Here is a 12390-nt window from a genome sequence, read left to right on the forward strand (position 1 = left end):
GTGAAAGGGCTGGCTCGTAATGAGTTTGCCCTTTTTAATTGAACCATGTAATATAGTTATATCAGAATTTTCTGAAATGAAAGGGGTAAGGCATGAAGGCTATATTATTTGATGTAGATGGCGTATTTTTAAGTGAGGAACGATGTTTTGATGTTTCAGCAATTACTGTAGCTGAACTTTTATCGAGTCCAGATTTCTTAAATTGTGGTATAGATATTCATTTTGATGGTAATTTAACTGAAAACGATATAAACAAAATACGTAAAAACGTATTCAATCATGACCGAATACTAAATCAACTAAAGTCACTAGGTTTAAATTCAAATTGGGATATGCTATTTATTGTATTTAGTATTCATTTAATTGATAAAGCTAAACAATTAAAACCATCATTACGAGAGCAATTACTTGATGAATCATTGTTTACAAAAGAGACTTTAAAGGAAATAGCAAAGTATTTAACTGATAAAACGATAAATTATAGCTTACCTCATGATGTGATAGCTTCGTTTAGAAATGGTAAAGATGCTATTTACGAAGATTTGGAAGTTTACGCTAAAAATCAATTAGAACTTAACAACACTAGTTTATTTAAATTGAAAAGTCCCTTATGGACATTAGCAAAAGATATATATCAAGAATGGTATTTAGGAAAAGCTTTATTTAATCAAGTTGAATATAAAAAAGATATTCAAGATTTTAAGAAAGGTTTCATTTATGATGAGGTCATTCTTAAACCTATAGATGAAATTCAATTATTACTTCAAAATCTAATAGAAGCGGGATATCAAATTGCGATAGCAACTGGAAGACCACGAACTGAAACAATAATTCCATTTCAATCATTGGGATTAAAATCTTATTTTAAAGATGAACATATCGTAACGGCAAGTGAGGTGTTGCTAGCAGAGAAGCAATTTCCTCAATATCAACCTTTAGGAAAACCTAACCCATTTAGTTACATCGCTACTTTAAATGGAAATTATAACGACCAATATGAACGATATGCGACAAATCAAGAAGATATCGTGAATAAAGATGAGGTCTACATAGTAGGTGACTCTTTAGCTGATTTATTAAGTGCGAAGAAGATAGGGGCAACGTTCATTGGTACTTTAACTGGTTTAAAAGGTAAAGCTGCTCACGCTGAATTAGTTGAAAATGGAGCAGATTATGTAGTAGAAGATATAACTAAGATTCGAAAAATTTTATTATAGACAAAAAATGACCTCAGATCGTATATTAATTTCAATCTGAGGCATTTTTGTTAGTTTATAAAAAGACGAAAGTAATTAATTAAATTGTTAACTTAGTACTAATAATTTTGTTAAATCCGCTTGTTTCATTTAAAATTTTTATAACTTCCTCACTTGCTTGTTGATCAATAGAAAGAATCATTAAAGCATCTCCACCAGCATCGTTACGGCCTAAAGTCATTGACGCAATATTAATTCCGTGACTTCCCAATAGGTTTCCTGTTTGTCCTACTATACCAGGTTTGTCTTTATGGCATGTTACTAATTGGTATTGGTTAGGTTTAAAATCAAGTGAGTAATCATTAATACGTACTATTCTTGGCCCAAAACCTGCGAATACCGTTGCGCCAATTTTAATTTTATCTTGATCATTAACTAGTTCTAGCTCAATGTAACTACTAAAGCCAGAATGTTTCTTTTGTTTTTCTATATTATACGTGACACCCTGTTGGTTAAGTATTGCTAATGCATTAATAATATTGACTTCATTACCTAAATCTTCTTTCAAGATGTTCGTTATAATTGTTCTTGTAATTAAACTGGTGTCATTTTGAGCTAAGTCACCAGCATATTTAACTTTAATTTCACTCGGAGCACCATCGAGTAGCTGAATAGCTAACTCACCAATCGTTGTACTTAAACCTATAAAGCTTTGCGTTGTTTCATCAACTTTGCTTAAATCCATTTTTGGAGCATTCACGGCATGCTCCACATTCCCCTTAGTTAGAATTTCAATTATTTCTTCAGATACAGAGACTGCAACCTTCTCTTGGGCTTCTACAGTTGAGGCGCCAAGATGCGGTGTGACGATAATTTTATCATGTTGAATGAGGGGAGAATCAGTAGGAGGTTCATGTTCAAATACGTCAATAGCTGCACGATCTATTAAGTTATTATCCAATGCTTCAATAAGTGCAGTTTCATCTATAATCCCCCCTCTGGCAACATTTATGATTTGTAAATTTTGTTTAGCTTTATTAAAGAAAGATGATCCAACAATTCCTCGAGTTTTAGGTGTTAATGGCGTGTGAACTGTTACAAAGTCAGATTTTTCGGCAATTTCATCAACAGTTGCAATTTGAATATCTAATGACTTCGCTTTATCTTCTGTCAAATAAGGATCGAAAGCTAAAATTTTCATACCGAAACTCTGAGCACGTTTAGCGACACCCAAACCAATCCTACCAGCACCGATAATACCTAACGTTTTGCCATAAAGTTCAACACCTCTAAATGCTTTACGGTTCCATTCTTTGTTACGTAAAGATTGGTGTGCTTGAGGAATATTTCGTGCCATTGCTAGCAACATGGCTACTGAATGTTCTGTAGCAGAAATTGTATTACCATCGGGAGCATTAATTACTAGAATACCTTTTAAAGTCGCTGCTTCTATATTAATATTATCCACGCCTACACCAGCTCTTGCAATGACTTTCAAATTTGTTGCAGCGTTAATAATTCGCTCTGTTACTTGGGTTTGACTTCGTACGATAAGAGCTTCATAAGTTGAAATCATATTTACTAAATCATTCTCAGATAAATCTGTTTGTACATCTACTTCAAATTCTTGATGTTTTAAAATACTTTGTAAACCATCCTCAGAAATTGGGTCTGATACTAATATTTTATGACTCATGTCCAATAACCTCCATAAATTGAGTTATCCCTTTTCCAATATAATTGACATTTCTATTAGAAGTTAAAATAATTTCCAATGCAGACACGACTGCTAAAATATCAAAAGGAGATATTTTTCCCATGTGACCAATTCTCAAAATTTGTCCTTTTAAGTGACCTTGTCCTCCAGCAATAGTTATATTGAATTGAGATTTAAGTTGATTTTTAATGATATTAAGTTCTTCTTGATTTTTTGGAACAAATGAGGTTACAGTAGGTGAGGCATGGGCATCATCTTTTACTAATAATTCTAATTCAAGTGCTTTTAGTGCCGTTCTTAAGGCATCCCGTATTTTAAAATGTCGTGAAATAACGTGATTTAATCCTTCTTTTTTTACAAGTTCTACATAAGCATTTATTCCTCTAAATAGACCAACATTAGGCGTGAAGGGCGTTGAATTTTGCTCTTGTGATTTGATGTATTTATTTAAATCTAAATAGAATCTTGGTGTTTCTACATCAGCAAATCGTTTTTTTGCTCTATCACTATAAGCAACAAATGCTAGACCTGGTGGTAGCATGATAGCTTTTTGACTTCCCGAAACTAATACATCGATTTTATCTTTTGTTAAATCAACATCCACTGCACCGATACAACTTACACCATCAACAATAAAATATAAGGAATTATCAAAAGCTTTAAGTGCATGACCTAATTGGTGAACTGGATGTATGACACCAGTAGACGTTTCACAAAATTGAGTGAATACTGCAGTGACTGGTACATTTAATTGCTTTAAATAATTAATAAAGTCATCAACTACTACAGCTTCACCCCAGTTAACATCATATACATGTACATGATTATAATAAGTTTGTGCGATTTGTTTAAAGCGATTTCCAAATGCACCAGAAACAATTATCACAATATGATCCTCAGGATTTGCGATGTTAAGCATACTTGCTTCTAATACGCTAGTGCCACTAGATGTAAGAATAAGTACTTCGTTTTTGCTACCAAATACTGGCTTTAAACCTTTAAATGCTTCACTAGCAATTTCCTCAAAGTCAGTAGAACGATGACCTACCATTGGTAATTGTACGGCACTCAAGATTTGTTCCGGTACAAGAGTTGGTCCAGGTGTTAATAATAAAGGTTGGTAATACTGCATTGTACATTCCTCCCACAATAAGATTTATTTATTTTAGCAAAAATTCTGAATATTTAAAACCCTTATTAAATAGCTATCACATAATTAAAACGTTTACATGTTTAAAATTTGTGATAGCTATATGATTTATATTAAATTAGGCTCAATTGAAATAATGACATTATTCCGTATAGCATTAGATATCATGCAATTTTTATCTGCAATCACTAATAATTTATCTAAAATACTTTTAAGCTTTTCTTTTTGAGAAGAGGGCACTTCAATTGAGGGATAATGTGTAATACGTTCCATTTTAAATTTTTTATTTTCAAATGAAGCTGTACCTATTGACTGTTGATTAATTTTTACATTAGTAAAACCACTCTTTTCTAGTGTTGCAGCGAGTGAAATGATGTAACAAGATGATGCTGCACTTACTAGTAATTCATCTGGATTTGTGCCTTTTCCTTGGCCACCTAGTGAAGAGGGGATGGATATATTTTCATTGATAATATCTCCTCGAAGTTGACCTACTTCTTCGCGTCCACCTAGCCACTCAGTTTTAACTTTAAAATCATGTTTAACCATATGAATTGACCTCCAATTTAATTATGGTAATTTAAGTTTAGGGCAAATTAAATAAGTTTAAAAGAAAGGTGACTTTGATGAAAATTCGACGTCCAAATCAACATTTCCAAATCGTAGCGCATAGAGGATTACCTGAAGATTATCCTGAAAATACTTTAATCGCTTATCGACATGCGCTCATGTTACATATAGATATGTTGGAAATTGATGTACATTACACAAAAGATAAAGAGCTTGTCGTTATACATGATGATACTATCGATCGTACGTCAAATGGTAAAGGCAAGGTTTCTGACTTTACTTTAAAAGAATTAAAAGCATTAGATTTTGGTTTCTATAAAGGAGAGAAATTTAAAGGGGAGAGGATACCGACTTTTGATGAAGTGTTAGATTTAGCAGATAACTTTTCGCAAAAATTATTAATAGAAATAAAAAAGCCTAGTCAGTATCCAAATATTGAAAATATGATCGTTGATAAATTGAAGGAAAGACAAATATCTAAATCTAAAGTGATTTTACAATCATTCGATTTTGATTGTGTAAAAAAATTGTCGGCAATGAATTTAGATTATGAATTAGGTTTATTAATTAGTAAGAAAAAATATTGGCACAAGTTACCGAATTTCAAAAAAATTGCCAAAGTTGCTGATTATGCTAATCCTAATTATCAAATTGTTTCGAAGAAATTTATGCAACTTGCTCATGAGGAAGAATTAAAAATATTACCTTATACTGTAAATAAATTAAAAGAATCACAAAAATTAATAGATATTGGTGTTGACGGTATTATTTCCGATGTACCTGAAGATTTATTCGAGCTATAAGTATGATGGGAAATGTAAGTAACAACGCGAAGTTCAATACGTATGTACAACCAGAACTTGCTTCAAAAAATAATAAATAAGAGCGTATTTTCAATTAAGTTGAGTATTGATCATTGTTAATAAAAACTGGAATATTAATTAATATCCCAGTTTTTATTAAACAAAATGCATTATACATTTAAATATTTGAAAACTAAAACAAGATAGAAATTTTTATATAAAATAAAACACCCAAATCCAAAATTGGAATTGGGTGTAAAAAGTAGAAATCGATTATCTTGAGTAGTACTCAACGATTAATTGTTCATTGATTTCAGCTGGTAACTCGCTACGTTCAGGGAATCGAACGAAAGTACCTTTTAAGTTGTCAGCATCAAAGTCTAAATATTCTGGTACGAAATTGTTAATTTCAACAGATTCTTTAATAATATCTAAGTCTTGTGATTTTTCACGAACTGTAATCACTTGACCAGGTTTTAATGAGTATGATGGGATATCTACGCGTCCACCATCTACTTCAATGTGACCATGGTTTACTAATTGACGTGCTTGACGACGTGTACGAGCTAAACCTAATGAATAAACAACTGCATCTAAACGACTAGCAAGTAATATCATGAAGTTTTCACCGTGTACACCATATTGCTTACCAGCAATATCAAATGTGTTGCGGAATTGTCTTTCAGTCATTCCATATAAGTAACGTAATTTTTGTTTTTCACGTAATTGTAAACCATATTCTGATAATTTTTTACGTTGGTTAGGACCATGTTGTCCTGGTGCGTATGGTCGTTTTTCTAATTCTTTACCAGTACCGCTTAATGAGATACCTAAACGACGAGATTTTTTCCAGTTTGAACCTCTGAATCGAGCCATGTGAGACTCCTCCTTTTTCTTTTTTGTTGTTATGAAAAAACAAAAAAGAGTGTTACATGCTTATCGAGATATATTGTTTTATGTGTCTTCACCTTATAGCGACAGTTACGCGACACGTCCACATTGGGAACAACATAGAGCTAGATAATATATAACTGCTATTTTCGTTAATTCACACAAAGCTTATTTTATCATTTTAAAAGAAAGTGTCAAGATTATTTTAAATTTGATTGAGTTGTTTTTCTAAAGTTTTTACAATAGATTCAAGTCCTTCTTGATCATCTTGTGAAAATCTATTTTTTATAGGAGCGTCAATATCTAATACTCCGATAATCTGGCCGTTTTGATGTAATGGAATAACAATTTCTGATTGACTATTTGCGTCACAAGCTATGTGACCAGGGAATTGATGGACGTCTTTAACACGTTGTATTTCACCAGATGAAACGGCAGTGCCGCAAACCCCTTTGCCGATAGCAATATGTACACAAGCAGGATGGCCTTGAAATGGTCCAAGAATAAGCTCCTTATTTTCAATAAGGTAAAAACCTACCCAATTAATATGATTAATTGTATCGTTAAGAAGAGCAGAAGTATTGCTTAATATTGCAATTAAATTCTTTTCATCTTCGATTAAACTAGCAAGTTGTTTTGATATCAGTTTATAATTTGTTGGAATATTCATTGTCATCGTCATACCTCGTTACTACAATTTTTAATTTAGTATAAGCTTTTAAAAATAATCTATCAATTAATTGATTTTGTGATTTAACGACGCACAAAATTACGTTATAATGTAAGATGATAAAATAGGAGGAGAAGTATATGGTGTTATTTATCATATTAGCAATATTAGTAGTTATTTTAATTGCTATTGGCGTATTGTTTTATATGCGCTCAAACAAAAGAAATTTAATTGAAAAAACAGAAGAGCGTAAGAACGAAATTGAACAATTACCTTTAGATGATAACCTAAGAAAACTTACTGGTTTAAATTTAAAAGGTGAAACAAAGACTAAGTATGATGCAATGAAAAAAGACAACACAGAAACTACAAATAAATACTTAGCTCCAGTAGAAGAAAAAATTCAAAATGCTGAAGAGTTTTTAGAGAAATTTAAATTCACAGCAGCACAAACTGAAATTGATGATGCTCACGAATTAATGGATCAATACGAAGAGAATTATCAGCATCAAGTAACTCAAGTGGACGACATTATAAACTTACATAAAGAAAATGAAGCATTGTATGAAAAGTGTAAAGTTGACTATCGTGAAATGAAACGTGATGTATTAGCAAATCGTCATCAATTTGGTGAAGCAGCTGAACCACTTGAAAATGAAATCGAAAATTATGAGCCTAAGTTAAATGAATATGAGAGTTTAAAAAGTGAAGGTAACTATGTTCAAGCCCATAATCACATTGCTGCTTTACAGGATCAAATTAAAAATTTAAAATTTTATATGGATGAAATTCCAGAATTAATTCGAGAAACTCAAAAAGAATTACCAGGACAGTTTCAAGATTTAAAATATGGATGCAGAGACTTAAAGGTTGAAGGCTATGATTTAGATCATGTCAAAGTCGATGGTACAATACAAAGTCTTAAGACAGAATTAAGTTTTGTTGAACCAATGATTAGTCGATTAGAATTAGATGAAGCTAACAATAAACTTGAAAATATTAATGATAAATTAGATGAAATGTATGATCTTATTGAATATGAAGTAAAAGCTAAAAATGAAGTTGAAGAAACGAAAGATATCATTACTGATGACTTATTTAAAGCCAAAGATATGAACTATACATTACAAACCGAAATTGAATATGTTCGTGAAAATTACCATATTAATGAATCAGATGCTCAAAGTGTAAGACAATTTGAAAATGAAATTCAAAGTCTCATCTCAGTTTATGATGATATTTTAAAAGAAACTTCTAAATCTGCGGTACGTTATAGTGAAGTACAAGATAATTTACAGTACCTTGAAGATCATGTATCTGTGATTAACAAAGAACAAGATAAACTTCAAAATCATCTCATTCAATTACGCGAAGATGAAGCTGAAGCAGAAGATAATTTATTAAGAGTACAATCTAAGAAAGAAGAAGTATACCGACGTTTATTAGCTTCTAATTTAACTAGCGTTCCAGAACGTTTCATTATCATGAAAAATGAAATTGATAATGAAGTAAGAGAAGTAAATGATCAATTTAGCGAACGTCCAATTCATGTTAAACAACTAAAGGATAAAGTAGCAAAAATTGTTATTCAAATGAATATATTTGAAGATGAAGCTAACGATGTACTTGTAAATGCTGTATACGCAGAAAAGCTTATCCAATATGGTAATAGATATCGTAAGGATCATCATCATGTTGATAAAAGCTTAAATGAAGCAGAACGATTATTTAAAAATAACCGATATAAACGTGCGATAGAGATAGCCGAAGAAGCATTAGAAAGTGTTGAACCTGGTATTACCAAACATATTGAAGAGCAAGTGATTAAAGAATAGTAATTTGTGTATAAATATTATACAAGTGTGAGTTAAATCTACATGAGATTTACTATCTTATTTTAATCATAATTGATAGAGTCAAAGATTAGTATAAGTGTAAATTTCTGCAGTCATCGACTCTCCATGCATCGGAATTACCTGAGACAATAATGAATGTCTCAGGTTTTTTAGTGTTCTATTAGTAGTGAATTAAAATTCATGGTCACACTCTTTTAATTTTGTGAGAAAATAGTATAATGCTTGAGTATCTTAATTTGTAAATTTATAGTGAAGCAATTCATTTTTAAAACAAGATTTAATTAAAATTTGAAAGAGAAGTGATATCAGTGATTTATTTAGACAATGCAGCCACTACCAAAGCTGATCAAGATGTTGTTGATTCATTCGTAAAAGTGAATCAAACATTATACTTCAATCCAAATAGTCCTCATCATGCAGGGGTTCAAGCCGAACAATTATTATTGAAAGCAAAAAGTGAAATCAATAGTATATTAAGCTTAAATAATCAGTTTGATATCATTTTCACAAGTGGCGCAACTGAATCGAATAATATACTGCTAAAAGGTATTGCGTATATGAAAAAAGAAACTGCTAATGAGATTATCACATCAGTCTTAGAACATCCCTCAGTTTTGGAAGTAATGAGGTATTTGGAAAGGGAAAAAGGTTTTAAATTAAAATATGTTGATGTGACAAAAGAAGGTAAGTTGGACACAGAACACTTAAAATTATTAATGACAGATAAAGTAGGACTTGTGACATGTATGTATGTCAATAATATTATGGGACAAATTCAACCTATTGAAGAAATAGCAAATATTGTAAAAAATTACCCACGTGCACACTTTCATGTTGATGCAGTCCAGGCTTTAGGTAAGGTACCTATGCAGATCAATCATGTTGATAGTTTAAGCTTAAGCGGTCACAAGTTTAATGGACTCAAAGGTCAAGGTCTATTACTTTTAAAAAATATTCAAAACATAGAACCTATTGTCCATGGTGGTGGACAAGAATATGGTTTACGAAGTGGTACAGTTAATTTACCAATGGCTATTTCTATGGTTAGAGCTATAAAGAATGCTGTTGATCAAACAAAAGAGCTTAATTTACGTTTAAGCAATTATAAAAATAAATTACTTTCATTTTTAGCAGAATACAAAAATGTATTTATCAACTCTCCTCAAAATGCATCACCCCACATTATAAATATAGGATTTCCAGGTGTTAAGGGTGAGGTACTTGTTAATGCTTTTTCCAAACAAAACGTAATGGTTTCAACTACAAGTGCTTGTTCTTCTAAGATGAATAAATTAAATGAGGTTTTACTTGCTATGGAAATTGCAGAGTCAAAAATAGAAGGTAGTATAAGAATTTCTTTAGGGGCACATACGACTGAAAACGATATATTAAGTTTTATGAATGCATTTGAAACTGTATATAAGGAAATTAAGGAGCTGTTAAAGTAATGCAATTTGATCATTTATTAGTTAGATATGGAGAACTTACGCTTAAAGGTACGAATAGAAAAATGTTTGTTAATCAACTTAAAGACAATGTGAAACGCGCACTTATTCCATTGCGTGGTTATCATCTCAAAGGAAAGAGGGATAGAATGTACATAGAATTATCCCCTGAAGCAGACATAAATGAGATCATTCACCGCTTATCTAAAGTTTATGGTATAAAATCAATCAGTCCAGTCATAAAAATTGATAAAAACGAAGAGAAAATTAATCAATCAGCGATACAGTTATCTCAAGACTTTGTAAAAGGTTCAACTTTTAAGGTAGATGTAAAACGCGTTGATAAGTCATTTCGATTGGATACGTATGAATTGCAACGTCAAGTCGGTGGAGCAATACTAAAAGAAAATAATAATATAACAGTGAATGTTAAAAATCCTGACTATGAAATTAAAATAGAAGTAAGAATGGATACTATTTATATTTATGAAAAAGTAATCGCTGGTGCAGGTGGACTGCCAGTCGGTACAGGAGGTAAGACATTACTTATGTTAAGTGGTGGTATTGATTCTCCTGTAGCAGGAATAGAAGTAATGAAACGTGGCGTAACTGTTGAAGCAATACATTTTCATAGTCCACCATTTACGAGTGAAAAAGCTAAAGATAAAGTTATCGAATTAACAAGAATTTTAGCGGAACGTGTTGGTCCTATTAAGCTGCATCTCGTACCATTTACAGAAATACAAAAGCAAATTAATAAAGTTGTACATCCTCGTTATACAATGACTTCTACAAGAAGAATGATGATGCGTATATCTGATAAAGTTGTACATCAAATAAATGCTAATGCCATCGTAAATGGAGAGAATCTTGGTCAAGTAGCAAGTCAGACACTAAAGAGTATGTACGCTATTAATCATGTCACAGCTACACCTGTTTTAAGACCTCTATTAACGTTAGATAAAGAAGACATTATTAAGAAAGCAAAAGAACTCGGTACATTTGAAACATCTATTCAACCTTATGAAGATTGTTGTACAATATTTACTCCGAAAAATCCTGTAACTGAACCGGATTTTGACAAAGTAGTAAAATATGAAAGTGTATTTAATTTTGATGAAATGATAGAAAATGCAGTTGAAAATATTGAAACATTAACAATAGATCAAAATTATAAGAGTGCGAAAGAACAATCTACAGATTCATTGATTAAAGATTTATTCTAAAATTCGTAATGTAATAAAAACAAAGGGGTTAGGCTTAGTATGGATTGGAATTTATCGATTATGTTGATGATTGTTGCCTTTGGTTTTATCGCTTCATTCGTCGACTCTGTAGTTGGTGGGGGTGGACTAATTTCAACCCCTGCATTACTTGCAGTTGGCTTGCCACCATCTGTTGCTTTAGGTACAAATAAATTTGCGAGTTCTTTTAGTACATTAACAAGTGCATTAAAATTTTTACGTTCAGGTAAAGTTGACTTGAAAATAGTAGGAAAGATGTTTCCATTAATATTTGTTGCTTCCGGTGGTGGTGCTATCATTGCGACATACATACCAGCAAATATTTTAAAACCGCTAATCATTATAGCACTGTCATTAGTTCTTATTTATACCATCATACAAAAAGATTGGGGAAATGTAAGAACATTTACCGATTTTACTTTTACAAAAGCAGTATTATTTACATTAATATTTATTGTTATTGGATTTTATGATGGTTTTTTAGGTGGTGGTACGGGCTCCTTTATGCTATTTACACTTTTATTATTTGGCTTTGACTTTTTAAGCGCAGCTGGTAATGCAAAGGTTTTAAATTTTGCATCTAATTGTGGTGCGTTATTATTTTTCATGATTTTAGGTCAGGTCAATTATTTTTATGGTATTATTATGGCTTTTAGCATGATGATAGGTGCTTTGTTAGGTGCTCAATTTGCCTTGAAAAAAGGGGTAAGGTATGTAAAAGCTTTATTTATAGTAGTTACTGCAATATTAATTATAAAAAATCTCTACGATTTTATTGTGCAGTAAATAATTGTTAGATTAAGAGGTTCAAATGAAATTGTAGACAAACTTTAAATGAGTGTGTATTG

At 31.5% G+C, this 12390-nt stretch carries 11 protein-coding genes; 6 read left to right on the forward strand and 5 right to left on the reverse strand.

Translation table 11 applies throughout. The annotated features are described in order from the left end of the window. Positions 1-92: 92 nt before the first annotated feature. Entirely contained in the window at positions 93-1217 is a 1125-nt protein-coding gene (locus tag HMPREF2897_RS06135) for an HAD family hydrolase (RefSeq protein ID WP_070592815.1), read from the forward strand. A 79-nt stretch (positions 1218-1296) separates the two neighbouring features. Here HMPREF2897_RS06135 and serA read toward each other — a convergent pair whose 3' ends face one another. The 3 genes from serA to HMPREF2897_RS06150 form a co-directional block, all read right to left on the reverse strand. After that, positions 1297-2892: a phosphoglycerate dehydrogenase gene (serA, locus tag HMPREF2897_RS06140; RefSeq protein WP_002496783.1), complete on the reverse strand. Its 1596-nt coding sequence runs from the start codon at positions 2890-2892 to the stop codon at positions 1297-1299. Beyond that, the gene (locus tag HMPREF2897_RS06145) at positions 2882-4045 is read right to left on the reverse strand and encodes a pyridoxal-phosphate-dependent aminotransferase family protein (RefSeq protein WP_070592816.1); all 1164 of its coding nucleotides are present in this window, start codon (positions 4043-4045) and stop codon (positions 2882-2884) included. The genes serA and HMPREF2897_RS06145 overlap by 11 nt, the downstream gene beginning before the upstream one ends. 126 nt (positions 4046-4171) lie before the next feature. Next, the gene (locus tag HMPREF2897_RS06150; RefSeq protein ID WP_002446682.1) at positions 4172-4612 is read right to left on the reverse strand and encodes an SACOL1771 family peroxiredoxin; all 441 of its coding nucleotides are present in this window, start codon (positions 4610-4612) and stop codon (positions 4172-4174) included. A 77-nt stretch (positions 4613-4689) separates the two neighbouring features. On the opposite strand from HMPREF2897_RS06150, the gene HMPREF2897_RS06155 reads away from it, so the two are divergent. Continuing rightward, entirely contained in the window at positions 4690-5436 is a 747-nt protein-coding gene (locus tag HMPREF2897_RS06155; RefSeq protein WP_002446681.1) for a glycerophosphodiester phosphodiesterase, read from the forward strand. A 273-nt stretch (positions 5437-5709) separates the two neighbouring features. Here HMPREF2897_RS06155 and rpsD read toward each other — a convergent pair whose 3' ends face one another. Continuing rightward, a complete protein-coding gene (gene rpsD / locus HMPREF2897_RS06160; RefSeq protein ID WP_002446680.1) occupies positions 5710-6312 on the reverse strand; it encodes a 30S ribosomal protein S4 in 603 nt (200 codons plus the stop codon). A 220-nt stretch (positions 6313-6532) separates the two neighbouring features. After that, positions 6533-7003, reverse strand: coding sequence for a GAF domain-containing protein (locus HMPREF2897_RS06165; RefSeq protein WP_002446679.1), 471 nt, complete (start codon positions 7001-7003; stop codon positions 6533-6535). A 134-nt stretch (positions 7004-7137) separates the two neighbouring features. Here HMPREF2897_RS06165 and ezrA point away from each other — a divergent pair, with 134 nt between their 5' ends. The 4 genes from ezrA (at position 7138) to HMPREF2897_RS06185 (ending at position 12328) form a co-directional block, all read left to right on the forward strand. Next, the gene (gene ezrA, locus HMPREF2897_RS06170; protein ID WP_070592817.1) at positions 7138-8832 is read left to right on the forward strand and encodes a septation ring formation regulator EzrA; all 1695 of its coding nucleotides are present in this window, start codon (positions 7138-7140) and stop codon (positions 8830-8832) included. A gap of 329 nt (positions 8833-9161) precedes the next feature. Continuing rightward, positions 9162-10301 (forward strand): cysteine desulfurase family protein, encoded by a 1140-nt coding sequence (locus HMPREF2897_RS06175; protein ID WP_070592818.1) that lies wholly within the window; start codon positions 9162-9164, stop codon positions 10299-10301. Then, positions 10301-11524 carry a tRNA uracil 4-sulfurtransferase ThiI gene (gene thiI / locus HMPREF2897_RS06180; protein WP_002446676.1) on the forward strand — a complete coding sequence of 408 codons (1224 nt, stop codon included), beginning with the start codon at positions 10301-10303 and terminating at the stop codon, positions 11522-11524. Before HMPREF2897_RS06175 ends, thiI begins: the two co-directional genes overlap by 1 nt. Before the next feature lie 39 nt (positions 11525-11563). Beyond that, entirely contained in the window at positions 11564-12328 is a 765-nt protein-coding gene (locus HMPREF2897_RS06185) for a sulfite exporter TauE/SafE family protein (protein WP_002491768.1), read from the forward strand. Positions 12329-12390 lie beyond the last annotated feature (62 nt).

Origin of the sequence: Staphylococcus sp. HMSC065D05, from assembly GCF_001813195.1 — a bacterium.
In the GTDB taxonomy this organism is placed as follows: domain Bacteria; phylum Bacillota; class Bacilli; order Staphylococcales; family Staphylococcaceae; genus Staphylococcus; species Staphylococcus epidermidis.

Coding starts and splice junctions, on each gene's coding strand:
- HMPREF2897_RS06135 (WP_070592815.1), top strand. CDS start 93: ATGAAGGCTATATTATTTGATGTAGATGGCGTATTTTTAAGTGAGGAA.
- ezrA (WP_070592817.1), top strand. CDS start 7,138: ATGGTGTTATTTATCATATTAGCAATATTAGTAGTTATTTTAATTGCT.
- HMPREF2897_RS06150 (WP_002446682.1), bottom strand. CDS start 4,612: ATGGTTAAACATGATTTTAAAGTTAAAACTGAGTGGCTAGGTGGACGC.
- serA (WP_002496783.1), bottom strand. CDS start 2,892: ATGAGTCATAAAATATTAGTATCAGACCCAATTTCTGAGGATGGTTTA.
- HMPREF2897_RS06155 (WP_002446681.1), top strand. CDS start 4,690: ATGAAAATTCGACGTCCAAATCAACATTTCCAAATCGTAGCGCATAGA.
- HMPREF2897_RS06185 (WP_002491768.1), top strand. CDS start 11,564: ATGGATTGGAATTTATCGATTATGTTGATGATTGTTGCCTTTGGTTTT.
- HMPREF2897_RS06145 (WP_070592816.1), bottom strand. CDS start 4,045: ATGCAGTATTACCAACCTTTATTATTAACACCTGGACCAACTCTTGTA.
- HMPREF2897_RS06165 (WP_002446679.1), bottom strand. CDS start 7,003: ATGACAATGAATATTCCAACAAATTATAAACTGATATCAAAACAACTT.
- thiI (WP_002446676.1), top strand. CDS start 10,301: ATGCAATTTGATCATTTATTAGTTAGATATGGAGAACTTACGCTTAAA.
- rpsD (WP_002446680.1), bottom strand. CDS start 6,312: ATGGCTCGATTCAGAGGTTCAAACTGGAAAAAATCTCGTCGTTTAGGT.